Origin of the sequence: Streptomyces canus, assembly GCF_001514145.1 — a bacterium.
Lineage (GTDB): Bacteria > Actinomycetota > Actinomycetes > Streptomycetales > Streptomycetaceae > Streptomyces > Streptomyces canus.
Genome location: NZ_KQ948658.1, coordinates 393,430 through 407,357, shown reverse-complemented (window position 1 = coordinate 407,357; position 13,928 = coordinate 393,430). Strand labels below are relative to the sequence as shown.

General features: G+C 71.4%; 11 protein-coding genes and 1 pseudogene. 6 read left to right on the top strand and 6 right to left on the bottom strand.

All coding sequences use genetic code 11. The features are described from left to right. Complete coding sequence (locus tag AQJ46_RS11265) at nucleotides 1–936, top strand: dihydrodipicolinate synthase family protein (RefSeq protein ID WP_059205419.1); 936 nt, start codon at nucleotides 1–3, stop codon at nucleotides 934–936. A 3-nt stretch (nucleotides 937–939) separates the two neighbouring features. Here AQJ46_RS11265 and AQJ46_RS11260 read toward each other — a convergent pair. The 5 genes and pseudogenes from AQJ46_RS11260 to leuA form a co-directional block, all read right to left on the bottom strand. Further along, a pseudogene (locus tag AQJ46_RS11260) lies at nucleotides 940–1,610 on the bottom strand (response regulator transcription factor). After that, a complete protein-coding gene (locus AQJ46_RS11255) occupies nucleotides 1,607–2,896 on the bottom strand; it encodes a sensor histidine kinase (protein ID WP_059205418.1) in 1,290 nt (429 codons plus the stop codon). The pseudogene AQJ46_RS11260 and the gene AQJ46_RS11255 overlap by 4 nt, the downstream one beginning before the upstream one ends. Next, the gene (locus AQJ46_RS11250; protein WP_107117244.1) at nucleotides 2,893–4,968 is read right to left on the bottom strand and encodes an MMPL family transporter; all 2,076 of its coding nucleotides are present in this window, start codon (nucleotides 4,966–4,968) and stop codon (nucleotides 2,893–2,895) included. The genes AQJ46_RS11255 and AQJ46_RS11250 overlap by 4 nt, the downstream gene beginning before the upstream one ends. A 138-nt stretch (nucleotides 4,969–5,106) precedes the next feature. Then, a complete protein-coding gene (locus AQJ46_RS11245; RefSeq protein ID WP_059205416.1) occupies nucleotides 5,107–5,799 on the bottom strand; it encodes a TerB family tellurite resistance protein in 693 nt (230 codons plus the stop codon). A gap of 186 nt (nucleotides 5,800–5,985) precedes the next feature. Then, a complete protein-coding gene (gene leuA / locus AQJ46_RS11240) occupies nucleotides 5,986–7,707 on the bottom strand; it encodes a 2-isopropylmalate synthase (RefSeq protein WP_059205415.1) in 1,722 nt (573 codons plus the stop codon). A gap of 329 nt (nucleotides 7,708–8,036) precedes the next feature. Between leuA and AQJ46_RS11235 the strand changes: the two genes are divergently transcribed. From AQJ46_RS11235 to AQJ46_RS11220, 4 genes are read left to right on the top strand one after another with little or no spacing between them, the layout of a single operon-like run. After that, entirely contained in the window at nucleotides 8,037–9,104 is a 1,068-nt protein-coding gene (locus AQJ46_RS11235; protein WP_059205414.1) for a M4 family metallopeptidase, read from the top strand. Nucleotides 9,105–9,125: 21 nt separating this feature from the next. Beyond that, complete coding sequence (locus AQJ46_RS11230) at nucleotides 9,126–9,392, top strand: protealysin inhibitor emfourin (protein ID WP_059205413.1); 267 nt, start codon at nucleotides 9,126–9,128, stop codon at nucleotides 9,390–9,392. Between the two features lie 58 nt (nucleotides 9,393–9,450). Next, a complete protein-coding gene (locus AQJ46_RS11225; protein ID WP_059205412.1) occupies nucleotides 9,451–10,773 on the top strand; it encodes a GH1 family beta-glucosidase in 1,323 nt (440 codons plus the stop codon). Then, complete coding sequence (locus tag AQJ46_RS11220) at nucleotides 10,770–12,008, top strand: MFS transporter (RefSeq protein WP_059205411.1); 1,239 nt, start codon at nucleotides 10,770–10,772, stop codon at nucleotides 12,006–12,008. The genes AQJ46_RS11225 and AQJ46_RS11220 overlap by 4 nt, the downstream gene beginning before the upstream one ends. 94 nt (nucleotides 12,009–12,102) lie before the next feature. On the opposite strand, the gene AQJ46_RS11215 is transcribed toward AQJ46_RS11220, so the two are convergent. After that, nucleotides 12,103–12,957, bottom strand: a complete 855-nt coding sequence (locus AQJ46_RS11215; RefSeq protein WP_059205410.1) for an NAD-dependent epimerase/dehydratase family protein — start codon at nucleotides 12,955–12,957, stop codon at nucleotides 12,103–12,105. Nucleotides 12,958–13,075: 118 nt separating this feature from the next. Between AQJ46_RS11215 and AQJ46_RS11210 the strand changes: the two genes are divergently transcribed. Next, nucleotides 13,076–13,928: helix-turn-helix transcriptional regulator (locus tag AQJ46_RS11210; RefSeq protein WP_057615797.1), on the top strand; the 853-nt coding region annotated here is incomplete at its 3' end.

The following is a 13,928-nucleotide window of genomic DNA, read 5'->3' as shown; positions in this document are numbered from 1 at the left end:
ATGACCCTTCCCGCCCCGCTGACCGGTGTCGTCCCGCCCGTCTGCACGCCCCTGACACCGGACCGCGAGGTGGACGTCCCCTCGCTGCTCAGGCTCGTCGACCATCTGGTCGCGGGCGGGGTGCACGGGCTGTTCGTGCTCGGTACGTCGTCCGAGGCGGCCTTCCTGACGGACGCCCAGCGCAGGCTGGTGGTGGAGACGGTGGCCGGACACGTCGGGGGCCGGCTGCCCGTGCTGGCCGGGGTGATCGACATGACGACGGCCCGGGTCCTGGACCATGTGCGGGCGGTGACGGCGGCGGGCGCCGACGCGGTGGTCGTCACCGCCCCGTTCTACGCCAGTACCCACCCGGTGGAGATCGCCCGCCACTACCGGCTGGTCGCGGCCGGCAGCCCGGTGCCGGTCATCGCGTACGACCTGCCGAGCGGTGTCCACACCAAGCTTCCCGCGGACGTGGTCCTGGACCTGGCCGCCGACGGCGTCCTGGCCGGCCTCAAGGACTCCAGCGGAGACCTCGCCGGCTTCCGCACGGTCGCCTCCGGCGCCTGCGCCCACCCCGACATCACCGGGTTCAGTGCCCTGACCGGCTCCGAACTCTTCGTCGACGCGGCCCTGGCCGTCGGCGCGGACGGGGCGGTGCCCGGTCTGGCCAACGTCGACCCCGAGGGATACGTCCGTCTCGACCGCCTGTTCCGCGCGGGTGACCGGGAGGCGGCCCGCGCCGAACAGGAGCGGCTGTGCGCCCTGTTCGGCATGGTGGGCGTGGGCGACCGGGCCCGCATGGGCGCATCGTCGTCGGCGCTCGGCGCCTTCAAGGCGGCCCTGTATCTGCGGGGCGTGATCGACTGCCCGGCGACGGCGGAGCCGCAGGTGCCGTTGTCGGAGGCGGAGGTGGCGCGGGTGGGCGAATTCCTGGCCGGGGCCGGGCTGCTCTGAGCTCTACAGGGTCCCCGGAGTCACCATCCCCGACTCGTACGCCACGATGACCAGTTGCGCCCGGTCCCGCACCCCCAGCTTCCCCATGATCCGGCTGACGTGGGTCTTCGCGGTGAGCGGACTGAGGCCCAGGGCCTCGGCGATCTCGGTGTTGTTCAGGCCACGCGCGACCAGCGCCAGCACCTCGCGCTCCCGGTCGGAGAGGCACTCGGGCCCACCGCCCGGCACCGGCATCGGCACCGACGGGCTGCGCGGAACCGCTCGATCAGCCGGGCCGTCGGCCCTGGGGAGAGAAGCGCCTCGCCGGCCGCCACCGTGCGGATGGCGTCGAGGAGTTCGGCCGGCCGGGTGTCCTTCACCAGGAACCCTGAGGCGCCCGCGCGCAGCGCCTCGACGATGTTCTCGTCGGTGTCGTAGGTGGTCAGGACCAGCACCCGCACCCCGGCGAGCTCCTCGTCGGCCGCGATGAGCCGGGTCGCCTCGATGCCGTCCAGGTCGGGCATGCGGATGTCCATCACCACCAGGTCGGGTCGCACTTCGCGGGCCGCCCCCACGGCCTCCCGTCCGCTGCCCGCCTCTCCGACGACCTCCATGTCCCGCGCCGACTCGACGAGCATGGCGAACGCGGCCCGCACCAGGGTCTGGTCGTCGGCGAGCAGCACGCGGATGGTCATACGGTTCCCTCCCCCATGGTGAGCGGCAGCGCCGCCGTCACCTCGAAGCCGCCGTCCGGGCGTGGTCCGGCGTCGAGTGTGCCACCGACACTGCGGGCCCGCTCCCGCATGCCGACGAGCCCGAAGCCGGGGGTGTTGCCGGGGGTGGGCCCGGTGCCGTCGTCGGTCACCGAGACCCGCAGGGCGCCCGGTTCGTCGTACAGCCTCAGGCGTACGGCGGGTTCGGGTCCCGCGTGCCGGACCGCGTTGGTGAGCGCCTCCTGGACGATCCGGTAGGCGGCGGCACCGACGGCGGGCGGCGGATCGGAACGGATGCGCAGGTCCTGTTCGACGCGGGCGCCCGAGAGCCGGGCCGCCGCGACGAGGTCGGGCAGGCCGTCGAGGCCCGGCAGCGGGCCGCGGGTGTCGGACAGGCCGTGCTCGTGCTCGCGCAGCACCTCCAGGGTGGTACGGAGTTCGCCGCGCGCGGTCCGGCAGGTATCGGCGATGTCGTCGAGGGACTTGGCGACCGCCTCCCGGTCGAGGCGTTCGGGGTCGGCCGCCAGGACGTGCGCGGCGACGGACGTCTGGACACCGATCAGGGTGATGCTGTGGGCGAGCAGGTCGTGCAGGTCACGGGCGATCCGCAGACGTTCCTCGGCGACCCGGCGGCGGGCCTCCTCCTCGCGGGTGCGTTCGGCGCGGACGGCGCGCTCGACGATGGAGGCGACGTACTGGCGGTAGTAGCGGACGTCGATGCCGCAGAAGAGGACCGCGATGATCCAGCCGGAGGTCTGCAGCAGTTCGAGGGCCCGGTGGGCGTTGACGGTGAGCATCACGGTCAGCGAGACACTCAGCACGACGGCGCCCGTCAGGACCGTCCGCAGGGGGCGGCCGGTGACGGCGACCGTGTAGAGGGCGACGTAGGTGACGAGGGTGGGGGCCGCGTGGTTGTTGTCGAGGGCGTGGTACGGCGCGATCAGCGCCACCATCGCGGCCAGTACGAGCAGCGGACGGCGGCGGCGCCACACGAGCGGCACGTGGGCGGCGAGCAGCAGCGTCCAGCCGAGGGCGTCCGGGCGGCGGCCGTCGTCGATGAACAGGCCGGCGCAGACGGCCGCCACCGCCAGCACGACGGCGAGCAGCGCGTCGTTGCGGGTGCCGTGCGGGGCGGTCCGCGGGTCGCGGTTGACCGCCGCCATGATCCGGTCCCCCAGCCGGGGCCTCGTGGTCTCGTGCACGGTGTCATCCTCGGGGAGGAAGGCGCCCTTCCGGGAGGGAAGGGCGCCCAGGAACGACCTCGTCACACTCGTTCCGGCTGACGCTCGGTCCGCACCGGCGGCTCGGGCGCCCGGGACAGCGGGCCCGGCCACCACACCTTCCGCCGCAGCGCGACGGCCGCGCTGGTGACGAGGTAGGTCCGCACGAGGAAGGTGTCGAGGAGCACGCCCACCGCGATCACGAAGCCCAGCTCGACGAGTTGGACCAGCGGCATGTTGGTGAGCACCGCGAAGGTTGCCGCGAGGACCAGGCCCGCCGAGGCGATGACCCCGCCCGTCGTGCGCAGCGCGGTGAGGGCGGCGGTGACCGGTTCGGCGCCGGCCAGGGACTCCTCGCGCATGCGGTGCATCAGGAAGATGCCGTAGTCGACGCCGAGGGCGACCAGGAACACGAAGGACAGCAGCCCGAGCCCCGGATCGGTGCCCTCGAACCCGAACACCGGCCCGAAGACCAGTCCGCCGATGCCGAGGGCGGCGCCCCACACGGCGACCACGGCGGCCACGAGGATCAGCGGCGCGACGAGGGACCGCAGCAGGGCGATCAGGATGAGCAGCACGGAGACGAGGACGATCGGTACGACGATCGTCCGGTCCCGTGCGTTGGTGTCCTTCAGGTCGAGCTGCTCGGCGCTGGGCCCGCCGACGTAGGAGCCGTCGAGCCGGTCCCGCAGTGCCTTGATGGTCGCGGTCTCCCCGGCGGACTGCGGGGCGCTCTTCGCCGTGACGGCGATCTCGGTCCAGCCGTCTCCGGTACGGCCTCGCTGGGCGCTGTCGACGCCGTCCGTGCCACGGATCGCGGCGAGGGTCGCGTCGGCGCGGTCGGCCGGGGTGATGACGCCGATGGGCTGCGTGCCCCGCTCCGGATAGGCCTCGGCGAGCGTCCCCATGGCGGCGACGGCGTCGGGCCTGCTGGTGAAGGAGTCCTCCTGCTTGATGCTGCCGGGCAGGTTCAGCACGCCCAGTGCCAGCGCCCCGAGCAGTACGGCCCCGCCGGCCAGCACGGTGAGCGGCCGCCGCCCGGCCGAGCTGCCCATCGCGGCGAACAGCGACCGGCGGACCTTGGGGGTGCTGCCGTAGCGCGGCACCAGCGGCCAGAACACCCGGCGGCCGAGGAGCACGAGGACCGCGGGCAGCAGGGTCATCATCGCGGCGAGCGCGACCAGCACCCCGACCGTCCCCAACGGGCCCATGCCGCGGCTGCTGTTGAGGTCGGCGGCGAGCAGACACAGCAGGCCCGCGGCCACGGTCCCGGAGGAGGCGAGCACGGCGGGCCCGCAGCCCTTCAGCGCGGCCGCCATGGCGTCGTACGGCCGCTCGGTCCGCCGTAGCTCCTCCCGGTACCGGGAGACGAGCAGCAGCGCGTAGTCGGTCCCGGCGCCGAACACGAGGATCGTCATGATGCCGGAGCTCTGACCGGTGACGGAGGTTCCGAAGCCCTGGTTGAGCCCGTAGGCGACGGCCCGCGCCAGGAACTCCGACATGCCCGCGACCCCGAGCGGCACCAGCCACAGCAGTGGACTGCGGTAGATGACGATCAGCAGCAGGGCCACCACCGCGGCGGTGGTGTAGAGCAGCGGCCCGCCGAGCGAGTCGTAGACCTCGCCGGCATCGGTGGCGAGGGCCCCTTCCCCGCCGACCTCGACGCCGAGCCCGTCCTCGCCCTTCGCGATGTCCCGCACGTCGTTGACGAGGCGGTCGCGGGCCTTTTCGTCCGTTCCCGGCTCGGTGCTGGCGACGGGATACATCACGGTGGTCCCGTCCTTGGACGGAATGCCCCGCGGCTGGGCGGTGAGCGTGTGCGCGTCAGCGATCCGCCCGATCTGCTCGGCGGCGGTCGCCTTGTCGGCCGCCGTCAGCCCGCCGTCCCGGTGGTAGACGACGACCATCTGCGTGGCCTCGCCTCCGGGCAGCCGGTCCTGGATCTTCGCGACCTGCGTCGAGTCCGCGCTCGCCGGCAGATAGTCCACGGCCCGGTCCCGCTGCACGTCGGCGAGCTTCGACGCGAACGGCGACACGGCCGCCAGCACGACGATCCACAATCCCAGCACCAGCCAGGGCACAGCACCTCGTCGCCGTGCGCTCATCTTTGCGGCCCCCATCGACGGGCCTCCCTCCGGTTCGGATGTCTGGATCGCTTCCAGACTCCCGGCGAAAGGGCCGGTGTTCGTCGGGCGGGAGGGCGAGTCGGGCGGTACTGCCGGGGGTGGCCCGGGGCGCGGACTACTCCCCGGGGAGTATCAGGACGGCGTCCGGGCCGCGACCAGCAGCCTGGTCACGTCGTCCGCGCAGATCGTCAGGGCCGTGCCCACCGTGGTGAGCACGTCCCGCTCCGCCGGGGTGTACGGGCCGTCCGCGAGGGCGATGCGGGCGGCCTGGAGGAGGATCGACTCGCGGCCCGCCGGGGCGAGGTGAGGGGCGAGCGGGTCGAGGGCCTCGTGGAGCTCTATGGCGAGGCCGGCTCCGCAGGGGCGGTCGTAGACCCGGCCGGTGTCCTGGGCGAGGGCCTCGACCAGGGCCTCCAGCTGGTCCTCCGTGCAGTCGTCGAAGCCCGCCGCGCGGACCGTGGCGGCCGCGGTCTCCAGGGAGGTGCGCGAGCAGGTGCCGCCCGCCGCCAGGACCGCGAGCGCGACGGTGTGGACGGCGTCGCGGAGCATCGCGGAGAAGCGGGTCGTGGTCGGGTGGTCGAGGACGTCCGTGCCGAAGTGGCGTCGGCAGGCCGCGCATTCCACCACCGGGCCGGTGTCACCGCGCGGCAGGACCGGGACGCCCAGCAGCACGAGGCGGCGACGGCCGGTCAGGCGCTGGAAGTTGCGGTCGCCCCCGCATCCGGGGCAGAAGAACTCGCCGTCGCCGACGGTCGTCCACGCGGTACGGGTGCCCAGGAGGCGCGCAGGCCTGGCGGCACCGGTTCGTCCCCGTCCTGGCAGCACGTCGCACCTCCGCGTAACGCCGCGGCAACATCGCCGCGCTTGCGTGATGTTAGCCACATCAGCGGGGCGGAGTCAGCCCCCCGACGAGACCTACCCGTGACCTCCACGTGCCGGTGGCCGATAAACGACGGGGGCCTTGATCGCCGTATACGGCGGCCAAGGCCCCAAAATCACCGGTCAGAGGGATTATCGAGCGGCTCGGTTGACGGCGGAGACGACCGCCTTCAGTGACGCACGCGTCGTGTTCGCGTCGATGCCGATTCCCCACAGAACCTTGCCGTCGATCGCGCATTCGATGTAGGAGGCGGCCTGCGCGGAGGCACCCTCGCTCATCGTGTGCTCCTGGTAGTCCAGCAGCCGGGCGTCGATGCCGACCTTGGACAGTGCGTCGAAGAAGGCCGAGATCGGCCCGTTGCCGCTACCGGTGAGGACCGTGTCCTCGCCGTCGACCGTCGCCTCGACCCGCAGCGTGTCCACGCCGTCGGTGTCCGTCGTCGACTGGCCGTTCCTGACCTGGATACGGCCCCACGGGTTCTCGGGGTTGGGCAGGTACTCGTCCTGGAAGGTCGCCCAGATGTCGGAGCCGGTGACCTCGCCGCCCTCGGCGTCCGTCTTGGCCTGGATGAGCTTCGAGAACTCGATCTGCATCCGGCGGGGCAGGTCCAGCTTGTGGTCGTTCTTCAGGACGTACGCGATACCGCCCTTGCCGGACTGCGAGTTGACCCGGATCACGGCTTCGTACGAACGGCCGACGTCCTTGGGGTCGATCGGCAGGTACGGGACCGCCCACTCGATGTCGTCGACGGTGACGCCCTTCGCGGCCGCGTCGGCCTCCATGGCGTCGAAGCCCTTCTTGATGGCGTCCTGGTGGGAGCCGGAGAAGGACGTGTAGACCAGGTCGCCCACGTACGGGTGGCGCGGGTGGACCTCCATCTGGTTGCAGTACTCCCACGTACGACGGATCTCGTCGATGTCGGAGAAGTCGATCTGCGGGTCGACGCCCTGCGAGAACAGGTTCATGCCCAGGGTGACCAGGTCGACGTTGCCGGTGCGCTCGCCCTGCCCGAACAGACAGCCCTCGACGCGGTCGGCGCCGGCCATCAGGGCCAGCTCGGCGGCGGCGACGGCGGTGCCGCGGTCGTTGTGCGGGTGGACGGAGATGACGACGTGCTCGCGGCGGGAGATGTTGCGGCTCATCCACTCGAAGCGGTCCGCGTGCGTGGACGGGGTCGAACGCTCCACCGTGGCGGGCAGGTTGAGGATGATCTCGCGGCCCGGACCCGGCTGGTAGACGTCCATCACCGCCTCGCAGACCTCCAGCGCGAAGTCCAGCTCGGTGTCGGTGAAGATCTCGGGGCTGTACTGGTAGCCGAACTCCGTCTCCGGGCCCAGCAGCTTCTCCGCGTACTCCATCACCAGGCGGGTGCCGTCGACGGCGATCTGCTTGATGTCGTCCTTGGAGCCGCGGAAGACCACACGGCGGAAGACGGGAGCCGTGGCGTTGTACAGGTGGACGGTCGCGCGCTTGGCGCCCTTCAGCGACTCGACGGTCCGCTCGATCAGGTCCTCGCGGGCCTGGGTCAGTACGGAGATGGTGACGTCGTCCGGGATCGCGCCCGGCTCCTCGACGATCGACCGTACGAAATCGAAGTCCGTCTGCCCGGAGGCCGGGAAACCGACCTCGATCTCCTTGTAGCCCATCTTGACCAGCTGATCGAACATCCGGCGCTTGCGCTCGGGCGACATCGGGTCGATCAGTGCCTGGTTGCCGTCACGCAGGTCGGTGGAGAGCCAGCGGGGGGCGACGGTGATCCGGTTGTTCGGCCAGGTGCGGTCCGGGATGTCGACCTGGTCGTACCGGCCGTACTTGTGGATCGGCATGGTGCTGGGCTGCTGGCGGTTCGCCATGATTGCGGGGCTCCTCAGGATGTCCGGGAAGGACGGCCGACACGCAACGCGAAGCTCCGCGGGGAGGGAGTCGACCTGGACTACAGGCCCTCGCCGCGGCAGCTAAGAAGAAGCAGCCCGAAACGCATGATGCGCAGCATGCTAGCGGAGCCGCTCCCCGTGCGGGGCGCCGTATCAGTATGCGGGACCAGGGAATCGAAAGGGAGAGAAGTGGACAAAAAGTGCGCCATACCACTTCGTCACGGAGTGTGCGCATGCCTGTCCGCATATTTCACCAATCATGGTTGCGGGTAGTGACACGGTCATGACTCAGTGCAAGGGTGCCGGGCATGACGACTCACGGGGGCTTCGAGCCCGTCTTCTGCACCGTCATTCCGCCGCATGTCCTCGACAAGCTGGCCCGGAACGACGACCCCGCACTCTCCGGTCCCGCCCGGCGCACCTTGATGCGCGACAGCGAGCTGCGCGGCCGCCGCCGTGTGACGACCGAGTTCGGCCTCGCGGCCGCGCCGACGGCGAAGGCACCGTCGGACCAGCCGCTGCGCACCATCTACGACGCCGGGCACAAGACCGGCCTGCCCGGCAGGAAGGTCCGCGCCGAGGGCTCCGAGCCCGGCCAGGACGCCACGGTCAACCGCGCCTACGCCGGTCTCGGCGCCACCTTCGACCTCTACCTGAAGGCCTACACGCGCCACTCGATCGACGGCGACGGCCTCCCGCTCGACGCGACCGTCCACTTCGACGAGAACTACAACAACGCCTTCTGGAACGGCGAGCAGATGGTGTTCGGCGACGGCGACGGCGAGATCTTCCTCGACTTCACCATCCCGATCGACGTCATCGGCCACGAACTGACCCACGGCGTCACGCAGTACACGGCGAACCTCACCTACTACGGCCAGCCGGGCGCCCTCAACGAGTCGATGTCCGACGTCTTCGGCTCGCTCATCAAGCAGTACACGCTCGGCCAGACCGCCGCCGAGGCCGACTGGCTGATCGGCGCGGGCCTGCTCGCGCCCAGCGTCTCGGGCAAGGCCCTGCGGTCCATGAAGGAGCCGGGCAGCGCGTACGACGACGACGTGCTCGGCAAGGACCCGCAGCCCGCGACGATGGACGACTACGTCCGCACCGGCCGCGACAACGGCGGCGTGCACATCAACTCCGGCATCCCCAACCACGCGTTCTACCTGGTGGCCAACGCGCTCGGTGGTCACGCCTGGGAGAAGGCGGGACAGATCTGGTACGACGTCCTGACCGGCGGCGAACTCTCGGACCGGGCCCTGTTCACCGACTTCGCGAAGCTCACGGTCGCGGCGGCGAAGGCCCGCTTCGACGAGGGTGACGAACTCCAGGCCGTGTCCAAGGCCTGGGAGCAGGTCGGGGTGCGGATCCTCTGAGTCCGTACTAGACAGGGACCCATGCGTATTCAGGTGCGGCGCACGGGCGGATTCGCGGGCATCGAGCGGCACAAGGAGGTCGACACCTCCGGGCGGCCCGATGCCCACGAATGGCGGGCCCTGGCCGAGAAGGCTCTCGCCGCCGGGCGGGGCACCCGGCCCATCGGGGTTCCGGACGGCTTCAGTTACGAGATCACCGTGGACGGGAGGACGGTGTACGCGGCCGATCCCCGGTTGACGGAGGAGCAGCGGGAACTGATCTCGAAGGTGCTCAAAGAGGGCGCGTAACTGCTTGTTCACGCCTGCCCGTTGACTTCCCTACCCGCCGGTACGGATGATCCGGCGCATGGCGACTCAAGAGCATGCGATCCCACGGTTCCCGGCCGGCTTCCTGTGGGGCGTCTCGACCTCGGCCCATCAGATCGAGGGCGCGGTGGACGAGCGTGAGCAGTCCGTGTGGGACACCTTCACGGCCGAACCGGGACGGGTGAAGGACGGCTCGACGGCGGCGGTGGCCTGCGACCACTACCACCGCTACCGCGAGGACGTCTCCCTCCTGGCCGGCCTGGGCGTGGACGCGTACCGCTTCTCGATCTCCTGGCCGCGGGTGCGCTCCGAGGGCGGTCTCGACTTCTACGACCGTCTCGTGGACGAACTGGTCGCGGCGGGCGTACGTCCGGTCCCGACGCTCTTCCACTGGGACCTGCCGGTGGCGTTGCAGGCGAACGGCGGCTGGCTGGAGCGGGACGCGGCGTCCCGGTTCGCCGAGTACGTGTCCCTCGTGGCCGACCGTCTCGGCGACCGCGTCAAGAAGTGGATCACCCTCAACGAGCCCGCCGAACACACCCTGTTCGGTCACGCGCTCGGTGCCCACGCCCCGGGCAAGCAGCTGATGTTCGACGCGCTGCCCGCCGCCCACCACCAACTCCTCGGCCACGGCCTGGCCGTCCAGGCACTGCGCGCGTCCGGCGCCACGGACATCGGGATCGCCAACTCGCACGGGCCCACCTGGCCGGCCTCCCGGGAGCAACCTGACCTGGAGGCGGCGGACTTCTACGACCTGCTCCTGAACCGGCTGTTCGCCGAACCGGTCCTGCTGGGTGAATACCCGTCCGGGCTGGGCGAGTTGATGCCCGGCGACGTCGCCGCCGACCTCAAGATCATCAGTGAGCCGCTGGACTTCTACGGCGTCAACTACTACGCCCCGACCCGCGTGGGCGCCCCGCAGGGCGAGGACATCGAGTTCGGCGGCCTGACGATCCCCGCCGAACTCCCCTTCTCCGTCCAGGAGATCGAGAACGTCCCGGTGACGGACTTCGGCTGGCCGGTGGTCCCGGAGGGGCTCACCGAACTCCTCACCACCTTCCATGAGCGCTACGGCGACCGGCTCCCGCCCGTCGTCATCACGGAGAACGGCTGCTCCTACGAGGGCGTCGACGACCAGGACCGGATCGCCTACCTGGACGGCCACGTCCGCGCCCTGCACCAGGCCGTCGAGGCAGGCGTGGACGTGCGCGGGTACTTCGTGTGGTCGCTGATGGACAACTTCGAGTGGGCGGAGGGGTACGCACGCCGGTTCGGGCTGGTGCACGTCGACTTCGAGACGCTGGCCAGGACCCCGAAGGCGTCGTACGCCTGGTACCAGGAGCTGCTCCGGGCGCAGAGGTGAGCACGGCTCTCTCGGAGCCCGTCGAGCGCGTCGGCAAGGGCTGGACGACATCCCTGTCGCTGGCCAACGTGGCGATCTGGGTGGGCTGGTACGGCCCGCTGCAGATCCTGCTGGCCCGGCAGGCGGAGGACTTCGCGCCCGGCGCCGGGATGTCGAAGGAGACGCTGCTGGCCTGGGTGACCGGCGTGGGCGCGGTGGTGTCGCTGGCGGCGAACCCGTTCTTCGGCGCGCTGTCGGACCGGACCACGGCCCGCCGGGGCCGCCGCAGCCCCTGGATCGTGGCCGGTGCGGCGGGCGGCGCGCTGTCGTTGCTGGTGCTCGGCGGGGCGGGCGGGCTGTGGGTCATGACGCTCGGCTGGTGTCTGGTCCAGCTGACCCTGAACGCGGCGTTCGCGGCGGTCACGGCGGCCGTGCCGGACCGGGTGCCGCGGTTCCAGCGTGGCGCGGTGGGCGGCTGGATCGGGGCGGCGCAGATCCTGGGCGCGGTCGTCGGCACGGGTCTGGCGACGGCGGCGGGCGGGATCGCGGCGGGCTATGCCGCGTGCGCGGTGTTCACGCTGGCGGGCGTGCTGCCGTACGTGCTCCGCCACCGGGATCTCCGGCTGGCGGCGGCGGACCGCCCCGCCTGGTCGTGGCGGTCGTTCGCGCGCGGCTTCTGGCTGAGCCCCCGCCGCCACCCCGACTTCGCCTGGGCCTGGCTGACCCGCTTCCTGATCAACCTCAGCAACGCGCTGGTGCTTCTCTACCTCCTCTACTACCTGCGGGACCGCCTGCACTACGACGACCCCGAGCAGGGCGTGCTGATCCTGACCGCGGTGGACAGCGTGGCGCTGCTGGCCACGGTCGTGGTGGGCGGCGTCTGGTCGGACCGGGTGGGGCGCCGCAAGCCGTTCGTGCGCTGGTCCGGCGTGCTGATGGCGGTGGCCACGGGAGTGCTCGCGGTGTGGCAGACCTGGCCGAGCGCGATCGTCGTGGCGGCACTGCTCGGGGTGGGCCTCGGGGTGTTCATGTCGGTCGACTTCGCCCTGATGACGGACGTCCTGCCGACGGCTCTGGACCGGGGCAAGGACCTGGGCGTCATCAACGTGGCCAACGCCCTCCCCCAGGTGGCCGCCCCCGCCATCGCCGCACCGATCGTCACGCACCTCGGGGGATACCGGGTCCTGTACGGATTGGCGGCGGTGGTGGGTTTGGCGGGAGCGGTGCTGGTTGGGCGTATAAGAGGCGTTGACTAGGTCTCCTCAGGGGCGCGGGACTGAATCGATGTGCGGCTCCGCCGCGTGGGCGCGACCAGCCCCCGCCGAGCCGCAGACGACAACCGGCCCAGAGCTACAGCGCTCCAGCCTCCCTCGCCGCATACACAGACGGATACACCGGCCGATACCCCAGCTCCCGCCGAATCCGCTCCGTGGACATCATCATCAGCCACGGATCGGGATCAACCCGCTCGTACAACTCGCCCGGAATCTCGACCCCGTTGAGCTGATGCAACTCCACCGCCGTCACCGGCGCGTCGTCGGCGATGTTGTACACCCGCCCCGAGATCCCCGGCGCATGCAGGATCCGCAACAGCCCCTGGGCGACATCCGCATGGTGCCCCATGTGCAGCCGCTGGGCCGACGCCCAGTTCTTCGCCCACATCAGGGACTGGGCGAGATGCGGATCCCCCTCGCCGTAGACGAAGGGAAGCCGCCCGACCCGCACGTCGAGCCCGTCCAGCGCGAACAGTTCCCGTTCGGCCTCCGCCTTGGACGCGGGATAGGCACCCCACATGGCACCGCCGGGCCGGCTCTCGTCCTCCTCCGTCAGCAGGCGCCCCCGCCCCTCGCCGTACACAAGACCGGTACTGACCTGCACGAACCGCCGAACACCGGAGGCCACCGCGGCACGGCCCAGCTCCACGGCCGCGTCCCGGTTGACGGCCCAGGCCTCCTCGTCCGGCACGCCCCGGAAGGCCGCGGCGACGTTCACGACCGCGTCGGCGCCGGCGACGGCCTTGCCGAGGACGTCGGTGTCGCGCAGATCTCCGACGACGACCTCGGCGCCGAGTTCCGCGAAGGGCTCACCGCGGGCCGTGTCCCGCACCAGCACCCGTACCTGCTCCCCGGGCCGGGACTGGGCCAGCAGCCTGGGCACGAAGCGCCGGCCGACCTGTCCCGTCGTACCTGTCACCAAAGTCAGCATGTTGTGCTCCTCTCGTCCGGACCAGAGTGGAACGGCCGCGCGGGCACCGGGAGAGACCTCTTGATCGGGGGATCGGCAGACCCTGGATAAGCCGGACGGGGTGCCGCACGCTGGAGGGGTGAACCGAGCCGAACTCGCCGACTTCCTGCGCCGTGGCCGCGCCCGGCTGAACCCGTCCGACGTGGGTCTGGCGCCGGGCGCCCGGCGCCGCACGCCCGGTCTGCGCCGCGAGGAGGTGGCGCAGCTGGCGGGGATGTCGGTGGACTACTACACGCGGCTGGAGCAGTCCCGTGGCCCCCGACCGTCCCGTCAGATGCTGACCGCGCTGGCCCGGGCGCTGCGCCTGACCGACGTGGAGCAGGACCATCTGTTCCACCTGACCGGTGAGGAGCCCCCGCGCCGCGAGACGGCGTCGGCGCACGTCCGCCCGGGGCTGCTGCTGATCCTGGACCGGCTGCACGACACCCCGGCGCAGGTGGTGAACGACTGCGGCGAGGTGCTGGCGCAGAACGCGATGGCCAAGGCCCTGGTGGGCGACGCGATGTCCCGCCCGCGCCGCGACCGCAACCTGGTCCGGCGCTTCTTCCTGGACCCGACCGCGCGCACGCTCTTCCCCGAGGAGGACCTCGCGGACCACGCGCGCACCCAGGTCGCCACCCTGCGCGCGGTGGCCGCGGCCCGCCCCGACGATCCGGAACCGACCGCGCTGGTGGCCGAACTCCGCGCGGCCAGCGAGGAGTTCGCCCGCCTGTGGGACGAACACGAGGTGTCCCAGCGCAACAAGGCGACGAAACGCTTCGTGCACCCCGTGGTCGGCCTACTGGAACTCGACTGCGAGGTCATGGTCAGCCACGAACACCACCACCTCCTGGTGGTCCACACGGCCCGCCCCGGGACGGAGGCGTACGAACGACTCCAACTGCTGAGGGTGGTGGGCCTGCAGGACCTGTCCCCACAGACGGCGACCCCCT

Excerpts from the sequence above, each read along its gene's own strand:
- AQJ46_RS11230 (WP_059205413.1), top strand. The coding sequence starts at position 9,126 with ATGCGTATTCAGGTGCGGCGCACGGGCGGATTCGCGGGCATCGAGCGG.
- leuA (WP_059205415.1), bottom strand. The coding sequence starts at position 7,707 with ATGGCGAACCGCCAGCAGCCCAGCACCATGCCGATCCACAAGTACGGC.
- AQJ46_RS11225 (WP_059205412.1), top strand. The coding sequence starts at position 9,451 with ATGGCGACTCAAGAGCATGCGATCCCACGGTTCCCGGCCGGCTTCCTG.
- AQJ46_RS11215 (WP_059205410.1), bottom strand. The coding sequence starts at position 12,957 with ATGCTGACTTTGGTGACAGGTACGACGGGACAGGTCGGCCGGCGCTTC.
- AQJ46_RS11235 (WP_059205414.1), top strand. The coding sequence starts at position 8,037 with ATGACGACTCACGGGGGCTTCGAGCCCGTCTTCTGCACCGTCATTCCG.
- AQJ46_RS11250 (WP_107117244.1), bottom strand. The coding sequence starts at position 4,968 with ATGGGGGCCGCAAAGATGAGCGCACGGCGACGAGGTGCTGTGCCCTGG.
- AQJ46_RS11265 (WP_059205419.1), top strand. The coding sequence starts at position 1 with ATGACCCTTCCCGCCCCGCTGACCGGTGTCGTCCCGCCCGTCTGCACG.